The 17,317-nt window shown below is 65.0% G+C and carries 14 protein-coding genes; 4 read left to right on the plus strand and 10 right to left on the minus strand.

Annotated features, from left to right (window positions below):
• Nucleotides 1-21: 21 nt before the first annotated feature.
• The 3 genes from smc to AB8841_RS03265 all read right to left on the minus strand — a co-directional run bounded on the left by smc (nucleotide 22) and on the right by AB8841_RS03265 (nucleotide 4,746).
• Complete coding sequence (smc, locus tag AB8841_RS03255) at nucleotides 22-3,480, minus strand: chromosome segregation protein SMC (RefSeq protein WP_370434426.1); 3,459 nt, start codon at nucleotides 3,478-3,480, stop codon at nucleotides 22-24.
• A 45-nt stretch (nucleotides 3,481-3,525) separates the two neighbouring features.
• Nucleotides 3,526-4,164, minus strand: a complete 639-nt coding sequence (locus AB8841_RS03260; protein ID WP_370434427.1) for a DsbA family protein — start codon at nucleotides 4,162-4,164, stop codon at nucleotides 3,526-3,528.
• A 72-nt stretch (nucleotides 4,165-4,236) separates the two neighbouring features.
• Nucleotides 4,237-4,746 carry a DUF721 domain-containing protein gene (locus tag AB8841_RS03265; protein WP_370434428.1) on the minus strand — a complete coding sequence of 170 codons (510 nt, stop codon included), beginning with the start codon at nucleotides 4,744-4,746 and terminating at the stop codon, nucleotides 4,237-4,239.
• Between the two features lie 57 nt (nucleotides 4,747-4,803).
• On the opposite strand from AB8841_RS03265, the gene mutY reads away from it, so the two are divergent.
• Both mutY and AB8841_RS03275 read left to right on the plus strand, forming a co-directional pair.
• The gene (mutY, locus tag AB8841_RS03270) at nucleotides 4,804-5,907 is read left to right on the plus strand and encodes an A/G-specific adenine glycosylase (protein ID WP_370434429.1); all 1,104 of its coding nucleotides are present in this window, start codon (nucleotides 4,804-4,806) and stop codon (nucleotides 5,905-5,907) included.
• Nucleotides 5,908-6,194: 287 nt separating this feature from the next.
• Nucleotides 6,195-7,013, plus strand: a complete 819-nt coding sequence (locus tag AB8841_RS03275; protein WP_370435520.1) for an SPFH domain-containing protein — start codon at nucleotides 6,195-6,197, stop codon at nucleotides 7,011-7,013.
• A gap of 11 nt (nucleotides 7,014-7,024) precedes the next feature.
• On the opposite strand, the gene AB8841_RS03280 is transcribed toward AB8841_RS03275, so the two are convergent.
• The 5 genes from AB8841_RS03280 to AB8841_RS03300 all read right to left on the minus strand — a co-directional run bounded on the left by AB8841_RS03280 (nucleotide 7,025) and on the right by AB8841_RS03300 (nucleotide 13,015).
• Nucleotides 7,025-7,993, minus strand: coding sequence for a LysR family transcriptional regulator (locus tag AB8841_RS03280; protein WP_370434430.1), 969 nt, complete (start codon nucleotides 7,991-7,993; stop codon nucleotides 7,025-7,027).
• Between the two features lie 67 nt (nucleotides 7,994-8,060).
• On the minus strand, nucleotides 8,061-9,872 hold the full coding sequence (locus tag AB8841_RS03285) for an ABC transporter permease (RefSeq protein WP_370434431.1): 1,812 nt from the start codon (nucleotides 9,870-9,872) through the stop codon (nucleotides 8,061-8,063).
• Nucleotides 9,869-10,843 (minus strand): extracellular solute-binding protein, encoded by a 975-nt coding sequence (locus tag AB8841_RS03290; RefSeq protein WP_370435521.1) that lies wholly within the window; start codon nucleotides 10,841-10,843, stop codon nucleotides 9,869-9,871. Before AB8841_RS03290 ends, AB8841_RS03285 begins: the two co-directional genes overlap by 4 nt.
• A gap of 147 nt (nucleotides 10,844-10,990) precedes the next feature.
• Nucleotides 10,991-12,187, minus strand: a complete 1,197-nt coding sequence (locus AB8841_RS03295) for a site-specific DNA-methyltransferase (RefSeq protein ID WP_370434432.1) — start codon at nucleotides 12,185-12,187, stop codon at nucleotides 10,991-10,993.
• A 159-nt stretch (nucleotides 12,188-12,346) separates the two neighbouring features.
• Nucleotides 12,347-13,015, minus strand: coding sequence for a ribonuclease HII (locus AB8841_RS03300; protein ID WP_370435522.1), 669 nt, complete (start codon nucleotides 13,013-13,015; stop codon nucleotides 12,347-12,349).
• A 163-nt stretch (nucleotides 13,016-13,178) separates the two neighbouring features.
• Here AB8841_RS03300 and AB8841_RS03305 point away from each other — a divergent pair, with 163 nt between their 5' ends.
• On the plus strand, nucleotides 13,179-14,309 hold the full coding sequence (locus tag AB8841_RS03305) for a VWA domain-containing protein (protein WP_370434433.1): 1,131 nt from the start codon (nucleotides 13,179-13,181) through the stop codon (nucleotides 14,307-14,309).
• Between the two features lie 206 nt (nucleotides 14,310-14,515).
• On the opposite strand, the gene AB8841_RS03310 is transcribed toward AB8841_RS03305, so the two are convergent.
• Entirely contained in the window at nucleotides 14,516-15,688 is a 1,173-nt protein-coding gene (locus tag AB8841_RS03310) for a PA0069 family radical SAM protein (RefSeq protein WP_370434434.1), read from the minus strand.
• 125 nt (nucleotides 15,689-15,813) lie between these two features.
• Between AB8841_RS03310 and AB8841_RS03315 the strand changes: the two genes are divergently transcribed.
• Nucleotides 15,814-16,305, plus strand: a complete 492-nt coding sequence (locus tag AB8841_RS03315) for a hypothetical protein (RefSeq protein WP_370434435.1) — start codon at nucleotides 15,814-15,816, stop codon at nucleotides 16,303-16,305.
• Here the strand turns inward: AB8841_RS03315 and moaB are convergent, their stop codons facing one another.
• Entirely contained in the window at nucleotides 16,306-16,860 is a 555-nt protein-coding gene (gene moaB / locus AB8841_RS03320) for a molybdenum cofactor biosynthesis protein B (protein WP_370434436.1), read from the minus strand.
• Between the last annotated feature and the right edge of the window lie 457 nt (nucleotides 16,861-17,317).

Raw genomic sequence — 17,317 nt, forward strand, 5'->3', positions numbered from 1 at the left:
ACGAAGGCAAGGCTGAAAGCCTTAAGCCACCTCAAGAATGCGTTCCGCGCTCTGCAGGTCGACCGACACCAGCTGCGACACGCCCCGCTCGGCCATCGTGACGCCGAAGAGGCGGTCCATGCGGGCCATGGTGATCGGGTTGTGGGTGATGACCACGAACCGCGTCTCGGTCTGCTTCGACATCTCCTCCAGGAGGTCGCAGTAGCGCTCCACATTCGCGTCGTCGAGCGGTGCGTCGACCTCGTCCAGCACGCAGATTGGTGAGGGATTCGTGAGGAACACCGCGAAGATGAGGGCTGTGGCCGTCAGTGCCTGCTCGCCGCCGGACAGAAGGGTCATGCTCTGGGGCTTCTTGCCCGGGGGCCGGGCCAGAATCTCGAGGCCAGCCTCCAGAGGATCGTCCGAATCGACGAGGGTCAGTTCCGCTGTGCCACCGCCGAAGAGGGTGCCGAAGAGGCGCTTGAAATGGCCGTTTACCACGTCGAAGGCCGCAAGCAGGCGCTCTCGACCCTCGCGGTTGAGGCTTCCGATGGCCTGGCGCAGGCGCTTGATCGCCTCGACGAGATCGTCCCGCTCCGTGGCGATGCTCGTGTACTTGGCCTCGAGCTCCGTCAGCTCCTCGTCGGCACGCAGGTTCACGGCGCCGAGGCGCTCACGGTCGGCCTTGAGAGAATGGAGCTTCGATTCGATTGCCGCGTGTGAGGGCAGTTCGGTCGCTTCCCTCAGGCCCGCCATCTCGATCAGGCCGGCCGGGGTGGTTTCGAGATTTTCCGCGATGTTGCGTGTGATCTCGGAAAGTCGCTGGACGGCGGCCTCGTGGCGCGCCTGGGAGCCGGCGCGAGCCTCTCGGGCGGCCGCGAGGGCCTCCAGAGCCGCACGGGCGGCGCGGTCCGTCTCGGCGAGACCGGTTTCCGCATCGGCGAGACGGTCGGCGGCTTCCTTGCGCCTGGCTTCCGCGGTCTCGACCTCGGCCATGAGGGCGCGGCGGCGCTGAAGATAGGTATCGGGAGCCTCCAGCAGGCGCTGGTGCTCGTCCTGGGCGCGTTCGAGGCGCTCGCCCAGGTCCTCGTGAGCCTTGGCAGCGCGGGCGGCACGCTCGGTCCAGAGGCGGATGTCGGCGGCAATCGAATCACGGCGGCGGCGGCGAAGCTCGGCTTCGTGCGTCAGGGATTGAAGCGCGGCACGCGCTTCCGACGCGGCGGCGCGGCGCTCGGCCACGCGGGTGCGCTCTTCGAGCAGCCTGCTTTCCAGGTCGGGTGCGGGCGCCAGATCCTGCAGGGCGCCTTCCGCATCCTCCACACGTTCCAGGGCTTCGGCCTCGCTTTCCGAGAGGCGGGCAAGGCCTTCCTGCAGCGCCGAGCGGCGCTGGCCGAGTTCGGCCTCCCGGCGCTCGGCAGCGGAAAGCCGGGTGCGGGCGGCGTCGAGGGCTTGGCGCGCCTGGCGTGCGGCCTCGATGGCCTGCATCTCACGAGAGGCGGCCTGCCGCACGGCGTCCAGGGCGGCCTCCGCTTCATGGCGCAGGTGCTCGGCATGCTCGCGAGCTTCCGCGGCTTCGCGCTCCAGGTCGCCGAGGCGATTCTTCTCCGCCAGACGGCGGGCCGCAGGCGAGGGTGCTTCCGCCGTCGTGGTGAACCCGTCCCAGCGCCACAGGTCGCCTTCCTGGGAGACGAGGCGCTGGCCAGGCTTCAACAGGCCGCGCAGGCGCAGGCCGTCGGCCTTGCTCACGACGCCGATCTGCCTGAGGCGGCGCTGCAGTTCCACGGGAGCCCTGGACAGATCGGCGAGCGAACGGACGCCTTCCGGCAGGGCCGAATCGCCCTCGCCCGCGCCGGTCATCTCCCAGTGGTGCGGGGCAGAGGGGTTGGTCGAAGCTTCGAGATCGTCCCCGAGCGCGGCGCCAAGCGCCGTCTCATAGCCCTTCTCGACCGTGATCTGGTCCAGCGCCGGAGGCCAGAGGTCCCCGGTCGCGGAGGTGACGAGCTTGGCGAGCGTCAGCGCCTCCGTTTCGAGGCGCTGGGCCTTGCGTTCCGCCTCGTTGAGGGGCTGGCGCAGCCGGTGCTCCGCCTCGCGCACCGCCGCGAGAGCCTCGCGGGCTTCCGTGACGGCCTCTTCCGAGCTTTGCGCCGTCTCCTCGGCGATCGCCATGTCCTCGCGCAGGTCGTCGATGGGAGGTCCGTCCTCTGCCGAGGTGGACAGGGTTTCGATTTCGCGCTCCAGGCGCTCCTTCTCGGACCGGAAACGGGTCGCGCGCTCCATCTCCTCGCGCACGGCGCGTTCGAGGGCGGCGCGGCGGGCATTCAGGTCCGAGGTCTGGGCTTGAAGGGCGCTCAAGCTCGTCTCGGCCTCGGCCAGGGCGGCTTCCGCCGTCTGGAGGCGTTCCTCGCTCTCGGCGCGGGCATCCTCGGCCCCGTCGGTGGTCTGGGCGATCTCGGCGGTTTCGGCCTGGAGACGCTCGATGGCGGTCTGCGCATCGGCCCGTTGGGCAGCCTCGCGGGCGATGTCCCGGCTCAGGTCGCCGATATGGCGCTCCAGCTCGATCACGCGTTCCTTGGAGCGGCGTTCCTCCGATTCGAGTTCGTTGCGGGCATGCGTGAGCCGCTGCAGGGCCGCGGCCGCCTCGGCCTCAGTCTGCCGCAGGGCGGGGATGCCATGGGCTGCGACGGCCTGGGCGGTCGCCGTCCGGGTCTGCTCTTCAGTAAGGTCGGCGACGGCCTTGAGATCCTCGGCCACCTGGCGTTCGGCAGTGGCCGCCTGGTCCCGCGCTTCGGCATAGCTGATGGCGTACATCAGGGCTTCGAGGCGGCGGATCTCGGACGAGAGATTTTTGTACCGGGAGGCCTGGCGACCCTGGCGTTTGAGGCTCTCGATCTGGCTTTCGAGTTCGCGGATCACGTCCTCGACGCGCACCAGATTGTCCTCGGCGGCCTTGAGGCGCAGCTCCGCCTCGTGGCGGCGGGCATGGAGGCCCGCGATGCCCGCGGCATCTTCCAGGATGCGGCGGCGCGCCTGGGGCTTGGCCGAGATGATTTCGCTGATCTGGCCCTGACGGACGAGGGCGGGGGAGCGCGCGCCGGTGGCGGCGTCGGCGAACAGGATCTGCACGTCGCGGGCGCGCACTTCCTTGCCGTTCACGCGATAGGTGGAGCCTTCCTCGCGTTCGATCTTGCGGGATATTTCAAGGAGGTCGGTGTCGTTGAAGGCCGCGGGCGCCGTGCGTTCGGCATTGTCGATGGTGAGCATCACCTCGGCCCAGTTGCGGGCAGGGCGATTGCCGGAGCCGGAGAAGATGACGTCGTCCATCCCCGTGGCGCGCATGTTCTTGTGGGAGTTCTCTCCCATCACCCAGCGCAGGGCTTCCACGAGATTGGATTTGCCGCAGCCGTTCGGCCCGACCACGCCGGACAGGCCCGGCTCGATCAGGAAGTCGGTCGGCTCGACGAAGGTCTTGAATCCTGCGATGCGAAGGCGCGTCAGCTTCATGGACACACCTTCGCGCCCGGCCCGTTAAGGGCCGGTTGACGGGGCTTACTCGCCCAGCAGAGGTTTGATGACCTTTTCAATCTCATCGATCGTCAGGCTTCCCGGATGACGCTGGCCATTAATGAAGAAAGTCGGGGTGGCGTCCACACTGAACTGCTCCATAGCCCGGTTCTTCACCGCGTTGACTGCGTCATAAAGTTTCTGGTCCTTGAGGCAAGCATCAAATTTTTCCTGTGAAAAACCTGCCTGCTTCATGAGCTGGCGCAGCGAATCGAGGGGCTTGTCCACAAAGGCCCAGTTCTTCTGCTGCTCGAAGAGCATGTCGGTGATCGGGTAGTATTTGTCGTTGCCGTCGCAGCGGGCGAGCATGAAACCGGCGGTCGCGAGCGGATCCAGGGGAAATTCACGCAGGATGAAGCGGATCTTGCCCGTATCGATGTAGCGCTTCTTCAGCTCCGGCCAGGTCGTGGCGTGGAAATGGGCGCAGTGGGAGCAGGTCAGAGAGGCGTACTCGACGATCGTGACCTTGGCGTTCTCCGGCCCGAGGGCGACATCGCCGAGGGGGCCGGCGACCGCGAGATCCTGAACGGCGACGTTCTGCGCCAAAGCCGGGAGGCTGGTCGCGAGGTAAGCGGTGACGGCTGCGGTCCCGAGAAGCTGAAGCGTCTGACGCCGGGTGATCATGGGAAGAGAACTCCTGAAGAGATGCTGCTTTGCGGTAAAATGAGACGATGGCGAAGGCAAGCGCCGCCCATCTCACGCTTTCGTGCGTGAACCGGAGCTGACGATGGCCTGACCCAAGCGGTCGAGGGCCTCCTTGAGGCGATCCTCCTCGATGCCGCCGACGGCGGAGGCGACCTTCGCCCTGTCGGCCGGGCTGATGGGCGGGGCCGGGGGCTTCTTCGGTGCGAGCCGCCGCACGGGGCCTTGTTTCAACACGATCTTTCCGATGCAGCGCCAGCCGTAATAGGTGTTCACCCGGTCGATGACCATGGGGGCCATGTGCTGGAGCTCGAGCGCGAAGGCGCTCTCCACGCGCACCACCAGGGTTGCGGGCTCCGGGCGCGCCTCCGGATCCGCATGGGGCGCCTTTCGCTTCCACTCGATCTTGAGGGGCTGGGTGAAGGCTGCGAGCCGCTCGCCCACGATATCGGCCCAGGCCATGATGATGTCGGAAGTCGCAAAGCCTTGCGCCGCAAGGCTCGGGGAAAGACAGACGTCGAGGAACTCGGCGAGGGGGCGGGCCAGGGGGCTCGGTCGTCTCATGTTGAATGTCCAAAAGCCGCGTTGGAATATTCCGTTTAGACCGTTATTCCACATCACATGTTAACGCCCGCTTCGAGCGCGACCAAGCCCGACCCGCAGGACCTGCTTGCCTGGTATGACCGTCACCGGCGCGAGCTGCCTTGGCGCGCCCGGGCGGGCGAGGCCGCAAACCCTTACCGCGTCTGGCTTTCCGAGATCATGCTGCAGCAGACCACGGTGGCCGCGGTCAAGCCGTTCTATCTCAATTTTCTCGATCGCTTCCCCACCGTCGAGGCTCTCGCCGAGGCGCCCACGGATTCGGTCATGCAGGCCTGGGCCGGCCTCGGCTATTATTCCCGCGCCCGCAACCTCCATGCCTGCGCCAAGGCGGTCGTGGAAAAGCACGGTGGCGCATTTCCCTCGACCGAGGCCGAGCTCTTGAAGCTTCCGGGGATCGGGGCCTATACGGCGGCCGCGGTGGCGGCGATCGCCTTCGACCGGAAGGCCGCGGCGGTGGACGGCAATGTGGAGCGGGTCTTGTCCCGCCTCTTCATGGTCGAGGAGCCGCTGCCCAAGGCGAAGCCTCTCATCCGTTCGCTGACGGAAGACCTCGTGCCCGCAGACAGGTCCGGGGATTTCGCGCAAGCCGTGATGGATCTCGGCGCCACCATCTGCACGCCCAGGCGCCCCGCCTGCGCGCTCTGCCCCTGGATGAAGCCATGCCAGGCCCGAGCCACGGGCCTCCAGGAGACATTTCCGAAGAAGCAGAAGAAGGAAGCGGGGCAGTTGCGCAAGGGCGCGGCCTTCGTGGTGCTGCGCGCCGACGACACGATCCTCTTGCGCACCCGGCCGCCGACCGGTCTGCTCGGCGGCATGGCGGAGCCGCCGACGAGCGAATGGGAGCCGAATTACGAAGCCTCCCGCGCGGTTCTCGATGCCCCGATCGATGCGCGCTGGCAGCGCCTGCCGGGCACGGTGCGCCACGTCTTCACGCATTTTCCGCTGGAGCTGACGGTGCTCTTCGCGAAAGTCCCCAAAGGCACCCCCGCGCCGGACGACATGCGCTGGACCCCGCGCCTGGAACTTCACGAGGAGGCGTTGCCCGGCGCCATGAAGAAGGTGCTCGTGCATGCCTTGGGCGATCTGCCGGGGGCGAAGGCCAGGGCTTCGGTGAAGAAGTAGCCAAGGCTTACTCATCCGAACTCGATTGATAGCCCATTGAAACGATACATGGTTATGATAATGAGGATTGGGGTTCGAACCCCCATGTTCGAGTCTCTCTTTCTCAACGCGACGCTCGCACGGGCGCGGCCAGTTTATAGAGGAGCGGACTTACCGGATCGGAACCGCGCAGGGCCTCCTGCATCGGCCAAGCGGCAAACAAGGGTTGGGCTTTGCGAGCTTCGGGCTCCCGCTCTCTCGTTGTGGTGTAGGAGGCCAATCGCAGTCGATAGGGGGAGTACATCGTGATGCACGAAAACTGGAGCCTCGATGGGATCCTGATCATCCTGATCGGCCTTGGGTTTCTCGCCTTTGTGCTGTCCGGGCTGAGGCGCACTTCTAAGGGCCTCACGGCGGGACAGCGTCGTACCGGCATCTTTTTCACTGTGTACGAATGGGAACACGCTCTTCTTTATGTTGATGGTCGATTCTTGCGGCTCCTGCCGCCCGGTCGTTACTTCAATCTCGGCTTGCGACAGCGCGACATCTATACGCTGCGCCGGCATGATCGGTTTCTCACGACGGCTCTCCTGGATGTCACGACCTTGGACAAGCTCGTCTTTCGTCTCGCGGCGATAGTAACCTACGAGATTGTCGATCCTCGACAGGCCGTCGAAGTGAATGATTTTGAGGCTCATGTCCGGCTCGCGGTGACGGCTGCCCTCGCCAAACTCGCCGCAGAGCACACCCTCGAGGCGTTCATGACGGAACGCGGGGCTTTGGATGAAAGGCTGCTCGCTGCGCTCTCGGCTCCGGTTGCCGGCTGCACGATCAAGACCGGCACAATCACGACAGTTACTTTGCCGCCTGAAATCCGACGCCTAATCACGGAGGTAGAGAGGGCAAAGCTCGAAGGCTTGGCTACCCTGGAGCGTGCCCGGGGAGAGCATGCCGCCTTGCGCTCATTGGCGAATGCGGCCCGCATGCTGAAAGGCAATCCCGAGCTGATGAATCTGCGCGTGTTGCAGTCCTTGTCTGCCGTGCATGGGAGGCGATCGCCAACACTGGTCCTGGGACAGGGAGCGCTGCTCCCCATCGGCAACGATGCAGAGACAACGGACGAGTAGGAAGCCGGAAGTCACACCCCCACCAGTGCCCTCTGATTGCGCCTGAACAAGGTCGCCAGTGCATTCGCCACGCGTGTCACGTTCGGGCGATTGCGGCTGCGGCGATGCATGACCAGGAAGACGTCCTCGATCAACTCGCCCTCGGGCTTCACCACCTGAACGAGATCGGAATCGGAATCGCCGAGCCAGCAAGGAAGGAAGGCCGCCCCTAAGCCCGCCTTCGCGGCCTGATAGCGGATCGGCATGTCGCCGATGCGGGCCGCGATGGTGCGCCCTTGCGCGAACTCGGCGACGTAGGCCGCCTGCCGGGACAGGGTCGGGTCCTCCGGCGGGGCGATGACAGTGGCCGGATCCTCGGTGGTGGCGTAGATCGCGAAGGCGATCTGCCCGATCTTTCGCGCCACGAGATCGTCCGTTCCCTCGGGCAGGACACGCATGCGAAGTGCGATGTCGGCCTCGCCCGAGGCGAGGTCGAGTCTGCGGCGGGTCGGGATATAGGCGATTTCCACGGGTTCCGCGGCTTTGTGCAGCTCGGCCGAATGCAGCGACAGGAACAGGGCGACGGAGGAGGTCGCAGTCACGCGCACGGGCGCGTCCGGGTCGGGCCGATAGGCGGCGGCCGTGCGCGACACCGCGCCCGCCGCCTCGCCCATGGGAACGGCCGCGTCGAGGATCGCCTGGCCGGCTTCCGTCAGCTCGAGATTGTTCGGGCCGCGCTGGAAAAGGTCGAGCCCGAGAGCCTCTTCCAGCGCCCTCACGCGTCGGGCGATCGTCGGCTGGCTCTGCCCCAGCGCCCTGGCTGCGCCGTTCATCGATCCATGAGCCACCACGGCCAGGAAGATCCTGAGATCGTCCCAGGACGGTTCGTTGAGGGCGAGATGAAAGGGGTCGTGAGACGCATGAGCCATGACAGGATGGTAAAGCGTTCGCCGCTTGCGGGCATAGGGGAATGTTCCACGGTTGAGGACGATCCGCACCATGCTCCGTCCCCGTGCCGCTCGCAGCCCCGCATCGATGGGGGAGCGCTCAACGTTCCTGGCGCGGTCGTCAGACGGTCAGTGCCGGCCTGGCTCCGGCTGGCCTCGGAGCTTCCGCGTTAGGATCCGCCCGGACCGGCTCTCCGGCGGCGAACGCCGTGCCTTCCGTCGGGCAGTGCCAGGGCAGGGTGCCGGCCGGCAGATACCGGCCGAGGGCGTGGAGCGCCAGCATCGCGAGCGTCACGACCGCAACGATTACCACGGCTACGGCCGATGACTGGCTCGCGAGGCCCGCTTCTTCGAGGCTGTAGAGCACGACCCCGATGGTCTCGGTGCCCGCCGACCAGAGCAGCGCCGAGACGGTGAGTTCGCTGAAAGCGAGCAGGAACGCCATTAGGCCGCCTGCCACGGCGGCCGGAAGGAGCGAGGGAAGGACGACGTCGATCAGCCGTCGGGTCAGTCCCGCACCGTCGAGGGCGGCGGCCTCCTCCTGCGCCACGTCGATCTGCGCCATCCCCGCGAGAACCGGCTTGAGCACGACCGCAAGGAAGCGGGCGAGATAGGCGAACAGGATGATCGACGGGGTGGCGTAGAGCGAAAGGCCGATCAGCGGCAGCGGCTTCAGGAACAGGAGAATGCAGGCGATCGCCAGGACGATTCCGGGCAGGACATAGGAGGTTTCGAGAACAGCCGTCATCGGGATCCGCGCAGGCCCCGCCAGGCGCACCAGCGTATAGGCCATCGGGATCGCGAGGACGGCCAGCAACCCCGCTGCGCTGCCCGCATAGGCCAGGGAATTGGCGAAGGCCCGCATGGTCGCGTCCTGCCGCGTCAACACTTCTGCGAAGTTGTCGAGGGTGATCGTGCCGAGATTCAGCGGCATGCCGTAGGACGGTACGAGCGCCGCCGTCACCAGGGACAGCATGGGCAGGATCAGAACGAGTGCGATGACCGAAGCGACGAAGACCTCGGCTGTGGCGCGGGCCCGACCGAGGTGCCAGAACGGTTGCAGCGGGGCATCTTCTTCCAGAAGGACCTCTCCGCGGTGCGTCAGGATCTGGCTGACCGCCACGCAGAGGATGGCAATGGCCGCGACGAGAAGGCCGAGAGCCGCCACATCGCCGAGCATGCCGGTGCCGAAACTCGACAGGCGGCGATAGATGAGAACGGGCAGGGTGAGATAATTCACCGGCGTTCCCAGAAGGGCGGGAATGCCGAAATTGCCGATGCCCGCCACGAAGGCGAGGAGGCCCGCACCGAGGAGGTGGGGCCGCAACAGCGGCAGCGCGTGATCGATAACGATGCTCAGCGGTCGGGCGCCGTCCACGCGCGCGGCTTCGACGACCGCGAGCGGGATGCGCTTGAGACCCGCGCTCATCACCACATAGACGAGCGGCGCATGGTGCAGTCCGAGCACCAGGATGATGCCGCCGCGTCCGAGCATCGGATTGGCGCTGCCGGCTTCGGGCGCGAGGCTCAAGGTATTCAAAATCGGCGAGGCTGGGCCTGCGAGATGGAGGAAGGCCAGGGCGATCACCTGGGGCGAGATCATCACCGACAGAACGAAAAGGAACGAGGCGGGGCGGCGACCGCGCATGTCGGTGATGCCCAGCGCCAGCGCCATCGCGGTGCCGAGCGGAACGGCCAGCAGAGTGGAGAAGAAGGCGGTTTCCAGCGTCGCCTGCGCGGCCTTCAGGGCGGACCGGCCGGAGAGGGCCGCGAGCGCCTTTGCGGGATCCGGGTTTCCCCCGGGGGCGAGGGCCGTCAGGAGAAGCCGCAAGGCCGGCAGGATCTCGAAAGCGAAGACCACCAGAGCAACGAAAGCGAGGAGGCCGAAACCTCCCCGCTCCAGGAACGGCTTGTTGGTCGTGCGGTGTCTCACTGTCCGAAGATGTCGGCGAAGGCCGCCTTGTTCTCGGTTTCGTCGGCGAGCGCCTTCGCGGCGTCGAATCCCATGACCTTGATCTGTTCGCGCGGGGGATAGCCGGCCGGCAGCGCCACGGTGGGATGTGCGGCGATGTAGCCCTGCTTCAGGGCCAATTCCTGCCCCTCCTTCGAGATGAGGAAATCCACGAAGGCGCGGGCGGCTTCGGGGTTCTTCGCGGTCTTGAGGATGGCGACCGGTTCGGTCACGGCCGAGACGCCCTCCTTGGGGAACACGAACTCGATCGGAGCGCCCTTCGCCTTCTCGCGAATCGGCATGTAATCGACGATGACGCCATAGAGCCTCTGCCCGCCCGCGACCTGCTTGAGCACGTCGCCGTTACCGCCGCCGGCCACGGCCCCGTTGGCCTTGAGGTCCTCGTAGTATTTCCACCCGCCCGCGAGATGGCCCGTCAGGGTCGCGGCATGGATCAGGGCGGCACCCGAGGACAGCGGGCTCGGCATGACGAGCTGCCCCTTCACCTCCGGGCGGGTGAGATCGAGCCAGGAGGAGGGCTTGAAGCTCGCCTTCGTGTTATAGGCGATTCCCGTGGTGATCAGCTTGGTGGCGAACCAGAATTTCTGGGGATCGTGCGTGCCTGCGGGATAGGCCGAGACATCGGCCTTCTCGTGCGCGAGGAGGCGGCCGTCCTTCTTGAGGCCTTCCATGGTCACGCTGTCGGCGATCAGCAGCACGTCGGCCTGGGGCTGTCCCGCTTCGAACTCGGCGCTCAGCTTGGCGAGGATCTTCGGGGTGCCATCGCGGACGAACGTGACGTTGACCCCTGGGTATTTCGTCTTGAAGGCGTCGACGGTCTGCTGCGCGTCCGTGTTGGGCTGGCTCGTGTAGAGCACCAGATTGCCGGAGATCCCTTCCGCCTGCGCGAAGGCGGGCACGAGGGCGGCGAGCAAGGGAAGCAGACGCTTGATGAGCACGGGCAGTTCCTCTTTCGGTTAAGGCTGTGTCCCCGCGCTAACGGCCTTGGATGACGCCCCTGTGACGAAAGATTAGGGCAGGACGCGAAAAGGGCCAGCGATAGCCGGCCCCATCACGGGTTTTCAATATCGGAGCCGTCTTCAGGCGGCAAGCTCCGCCCGAACCTTGGAGCGGAACGCGTCGATGGAGACGAGCTTGCCGTCGCGCTCCACATGCCAGAAGGTCCAGCCGTTGCAGGAGGGGAAGCCCTGCGTGAGCGCACCGATCTTGTGGATCGAGCCGACGATGGGACCGAGCGCCAGCGTGCCGTCGGCGCGCACCACCGCCTTGTGGCGGCGGCGTTCGTCCACGAGCGTCTCGCCAGCCTTCACGTAGCCGCCCTCGACAAGAGCCAGGAACGGCACGCGCACTTCCGCCCGCTTTTCCGGGGGTGCGGCAACGGAGACGTCGTCGAGGGGAACGACGGCGTCGATGCGCCTGCGCGCGGCCTGCGCGTAGGTGGGATCGCGCTCCAGGCCGATGAAGTTGCGCCCGAGCAGCTTGGCCACGGCGCCCGTCGTGCCGGAGCCGAAGAAGGGATCGAGCACCACGTCGCCCGGATTGGACGAGGAGAGCAGCACGCGAGCGAGCAGGGATCCGGGCTTCTGAGTCGGATGCACCTTGCGCCCGTGCTCGTCCTTCAGACGCTCGTCGCCGGTGCAGATCGGGATGAACCAGTCCGAGCGCATCTGCACGTCCTCGTTACCCGCCTTCAGCGCGTCGTAATGGAAGGTGTAGCCCTTCGAATCCGCGCTCTTCGAGGCCCAGATCATGGTCTCGTGCGCATTGGTGAAGCGGCGGCCCTTGAAGTTCGGCATCGGGTTGGCCTTGCGCCACACGATGTCGTTGAGGATCCAGAAATCGAGATCCTGCAGGGCTGCGCCCACGCGGAAAATGTTGTGATAGGAGCCGATCACCCACAAGGTCGCGTTCTTCTTCATGACGCGCCGCACGGCAGACAGCCATGCGCGGGTGAAGGCATCGTATTCGGCGAAGCTCGCGAACTTGTCCCAGTCGTCGTCGACCGCATCGACGAGGCTCTGGTCCGGGCGCGTGAGCGCCTGTTCGAGCTGGAGATTGTAGGGCGGGTCCGCGAAGACCACGTCCACGCTCTCGGGAGGGAGCTTCTCGAGATTGGCGATGCAATCGCCGAGAAGAATCTCGTTGAGAGGAAGAGGTTTCGGCAAAACGGAGAGGGAGGCTTTACGCCCCGTCCGAGGAGCCGGCGCAGACCGCCCGGTACGCGAGACACTGATCCGGGAGGCGGCGCCGGCAGCCCCGGTACGCAAGGTACCCATGGGTGATCACCGGTTACGCAACTGACACTCAGGATCATCGTCCGTTAGGGTAAAGATCAGGTTTCCAGACTGAAAAATATGCGTCTTATTTTGGGTCGGCAAAACTTGCCGACTTATTGAAAAGATTGAGCTTTTCAGGTTAACGCGCGTTAGGTTTGGTTACAGGTCCAGTAACCCTTGGCGTAAAGGCGAGAAACTCAGGCGATGAAAGGGGCAAGGACCGTCGCTGGCGAGCACCTGAAGATGCGTTTTCGTGCTGTAGCCCGCATTGCTCGCGAATCCGTAAGCCGGATAAGCCGCGCCCAAGCGCGCCATCATGCGGTCGCGCACCACTTTCGCCACGATGGAAGCGGCCGCGATCGAGGCGATGCGCGAATCGCCCTTGACGACGGCTTCCGTCGCGCAGGGCAGGTGCGGCGGATCGTTGCCGTCGACGAAGGCCATGTCAGGCGTGCAGGGAAGGGCCGCCATGGCGCGGCACATGGCGAGCAAAGACGCCTGCCGGATATTGATGGTGTCGATCTCCGCATGGGACACCGACGCTATACCGACCTTCGCGGTCGCCAGGATGTGCGCAAACAGCCCCTCGCGCCGTTGCGCGGAGAGGGCCTTCGAATCCGCCAGGCCTTGCGGCACGTTGTCGAGATCGAGCACGACCGCCGCCGAGACCACCGGCCCGGCCAGGGGGCCGCGCCCGACCTCGTCGAGACCCGCGATGCAGGAATAGCCGGCCGCTTTGGCCAAAAGCTCGCGCTCGAGGCCGAGGCCGGATGTCTTGGCGAGGCCTGCTGTCTTGGAAGGGCGAATCGGTGCGGTCATGGGCGTCATGGAGGCAATTGCAGGAGCGAGCGTCTTGTAGGGCATTCGAAGCTCGCCTCCTCAGTGACGAGTGGCCACAGGTCCCGTCAAGGGGCAGTTAATGCAATGATATTTCATATTTTTGTCGCATTTATAGCCGAGCTTGCCTCTCGTCACTTCGACGGGAGTCTTCATGGCCCACTCACTTCGCCCGATTGTCGCTGCAGCCTGCCTTGTCGCGGGCGGCCTTGCCGTCATCCCTCTCTCAGCCGAGGAAATTCAGGGCGGGCCTCAGGAGCCGAGGCGGGTCGAGGTCGTGTTCGTTCTCGATACGACAGGATCGATGGGCCCGCTGATCAAGGGCGCCAAGCGCAAGATCTGGTCGATCGCGACCTCCATCGTGGACGAGAACCCGAATGCCGAGGTGCATATGGGCCTCATCGCCTACCGGGACCGCGGGGACGATTATGTCACGAAGGTCCACCCGCTGACCCGCGACATCCAGAAGCTCTATGGCGAACTCCTTGCCTTCCAGGCCGATGGGGGAGGCGACTGGGCGGAATCCGTCAACGAGGCTCTCGACGCAGCCGTCACGAAGATCGACTGGACGCAGGGGGGCCGCACCGACCGCATCGCCTTCCTGGTCGGCGATGCGCCGCCGCACATGGATTACAGGCAGGACCGGAAATATCCGGAGGTGATGAAAACGGCGCGCGAGCGCGGCATCCTCTTCAACGCGGTGCAGGCCGGTGGCGCAAGGGATACGCAGCGTGTCTGGCGCAGCATCGCGCAGCTGGGAGGCGGGCGCTACATGCCGATCCCGCAGGATGGCGGCAAGATGGTCGTGACCGAAACGCCGTACGATCGCGAGATCCTCAATCTGCAGATCGAGATCAACAAGACTGTGCTGCCCTATGGTTCCGCTCGCCAGAAAGCCGAGATCTGGGACAAGACGCTGGCGGGTGCCAACGAGCCGCCTTCGGTGGCGAGCGACATGGCGACCTACATGCGCAAGTCCGGCAAGGGTGCAAAGGCCGTGACGGGCGACGGCGATCTCGTGGGGGATCTGGCTTCCGGAACCGTTGAGCTCGATAATATCAAGGAGGCCGAGCTTCCCGAGGAACTGCGCAGCCTCGATCGTTCCGAGCAGAAGAAGATCGTCGAAGCCAATGCGATGAAGCGTCAGGAGCTCTCATTCAGGATGGACGGGCTCGTCAAACAGCGCGACGCCTACATGGCCGAAGCGCAGGCCAAGGCCGGTCCGAAAGCCGACAGTTTCGACGAGGTCGTGAAGGAGACCTTGCGCAGCCAGCTCCGGCGATAGCGCATCGGACGGAGCCCCAGGTCCGCGTCCTCCTGCTGTCATCGCCGTGCAGGCAGGGATCCATATCCATCGATGTTTCGAGGCGGGAGGGTTCGACTACAACTATAGCATCGGATGTGACATCGACCCCACATCCGATGCTGTAGTCTATGGTTTTCTAAGCATCTTTTCACGCACAACCGGTTCCCACTTTTGCGTCCGATGCTCTAGAACAGGCTCAGCTGGCCTGCCTCCTTCGCCGGTGCTTTGAACAGGTCCTTGCGCAGGGACAGGTTGCGCTTGTTCAGCCCCAACCGCTCCGCGGCGGTCTCGAAGCGGCGGCCGATCATCCAGGCATAGGGGCCCACGCCCGACTGGCGCGTGCTCCAGTCCGAATCGTAGTCCTTGCCGCCGCGGGCCTCCTGCAGCAGCGAGAACACGTGCTTGAGCTTGTCCGGATAGTGCTCCACCAGCCAGTCGCGCATCAGGTCCTTCAGGTCGTGCGGCAGGCGCAGCAGCACATAGCCCGCCTCCTGAGCGCCGGCGATCTGCGAAGCCTTCAGAATCGCCTCGATCTCATGGTCGTTGACGGCCGGAATGATCGGGGCCACCAGCACGCTCACCGGAATGCCGGCCTCCGAGAGCCTGCGTACGGTCTCTAGCCGCTTCGCGGGCGAGGCCGCCCGGGGTTCCATCCTGCGGGCGAGCTTCGGGTCGAGGGTCGTGATCGAGATTGCGACCTTGGCGAGCTGCCTGTCGGCCATCCGGCTCAAGATGTCGATGTCGCGCGTGACGAGCGCCGATTTCGTCACGATGCCGACCGGGTGGCCCGCCTGGTCGAGCACCTCCAGGATCGACCGCGTGATGCGGAACTTGCGCTCCACCGGCTGATATGGGTCCGTATTGGCGCCGAGCGCGATGGTCGTGGGCTGATAGTTGGCGGCGCGCAGCTCCTTTTCCAACAATTCGGCGGCGTTGGGCTTGGCGAAGATCTTGGTTTCGAAGTCGAGTCCCGAGGACAGGCCCTGATAGGCATGGGTCGGACGCGCGAAGCAGTAGGAGCAGCCGTGTTCGCAACCGCGATAGGGATTGATCGATTTCTCGAAGAGGATGTCGGGCGAATCGTTCTTCGTGATGATCGTGCGCGGCTTCTCGATGATCACTTCCGTCGGCAAGGAAGGAAGGTCCTCCTCGATGTCCCAGCCGTCGTCGAAGCTCTCTCGCCGAGCGGGCTCGTAACGCCCGCTCGGGTTCGACGCCGCGCCCCGTCCGCGCCTGCGCTCCATCTCGACCCGGTAGGCCGGGTCGTCCATGCGCCGCCGCGCCGCTTCCGCCGCCTCGGCGGGCGAGCGTTTCACAGGCCTTGCTGGAGCCGGCGAGTCGTGCAGGCGGATGGACATGGTAGCCTCGGGCGAATCGATGGAAAGAACGAAACTAGAACAGAACAAACGAGGAACAAAATCAAGATCCCTCATGGATGATCTTGTCGGCGACGTTTCCACCCGAAGGAGCTATAAGGAGAGACATGATCACCGTTCTCGTCCGCGTCGCGCATGGGCCCGAGGCTCTGGCCGCCACTTTGAGCGCTCTCGTGCCCGCGGTCGCGGCAGGGCTCGTGGGCGACGCGGTCATTCTGGCCGCCCGGCACGACGAGACCGTCGCTGCGGTCGCCGATGCCATGGGGGCCGGTCTGGTCGTGACGGAGAACCGTTGCTGGGGCGAAGGCGCGGGAATCGCCCGGCGCGACTGGCTGCTTTGCCTCGAGGACGGGGATATTCCGCAGGAAGGCTGGATCCGGGTTCTCGACCGGTTCGTGACGCTCTCGACGCCCGAGCGGGGGCTCGCCCGGTTCCACCGTCGGAGCACTGGCCCCGCGGGCTTCATGCGCCGTGTTTTCGCACGCTCGTCGATTATGGCCGGCGATCTGGTTCATCGCCGCGTGCTGCTCAATGAGGTCAAGGCCCGTACACCGGTGCGCCTCTCGGCCCGGATCGAGCGCGATCCTGTCTTCGGCTGATCAGCCTTTAAGCGTCCCGCGCTTCAGATGCTCGTCGAGGCGCGGCATGATTTCCACGAAATTGCATGGGCGATAGCGGTAATCGAGCTGCGTGAGGAGAATGCCGTCCCACGCATCCTTGCAGGCTCCCGGCGAGCCCGGAAGCACGAAGATGAAGGTCGCGTTCGCCACGCCCGCCGTCGCGCGCGACTGGATCGTGGAGGTTCCGATCTTGTCGTAGGAGATCCGGTGGAAGACGGCGGAAAAACCGTCCATGCGCTTCTCGAACAGGGGCTCGACGGCTTCCGGCGTGACGTCCCGGCCCGTGAAGCCCGTGCCCCCCGTGGTGATGATCACGTCGATGGCCGGATCCGCGATCCAGCCCTTCACCTTCGCGCGGATGGCTTCCACATCGTCCTGCACGATGGCCCGGTCTCCGAGTCGGTGACCGGCCCCCGTGAGGCGCTCCGCGAGCGTCGACCCCGACTTGTCCTCATCGAGGGAGCGTGTGTCCGACACGGTGAGCACCGCGATGGACAAGGGAACGAAGGTGAGCGTTTCGTCGATGCCGGGCATGATTGGCTTTGACTCTGTAGAACTGGGTGAAGATCAACCTTGCAATTTAGTTGCAAGGTAAGTTTTCCTGGGGTTAGCAATAAGCCACGAGGGTATTGAAGACACTGGCCATCATAATTGGATTTTTTACCGCTGCCATCGCAAGCATCGACATATTCTTCAAATACTCTAATCCCTTGCCATCATTGGCCGCGGGTTTGTCGAATAATCTCAAGGAGGCAGAGAACGAGTTCAGCCATCGCGTACAAGAGCAATTTCCCTTAGGCTCCTGTGAAGCAGCATTGAGAGCCGCACTTATGCAGGAAGGATGGGGCGAAGTACTGACTCTTGATCGTCAGTACTACGTAAAGTTTACGAGGTCTGCTTCTCCAGTCATTAGAGCATCGGACGTGAAATCGAACTCACGTCTGATGCTATAAGTCTATGTTTTGAGCATCTTTTCACGCAAAACCGGTTC

The organism is Microvirga sp. TS319 (assembly GCF_041276405.1).
GTDB lineage: Bacteria > Pseudomonadota > Alphaproteobacteria > Rhizobiales > Beijerinckiaceae > Microvirga.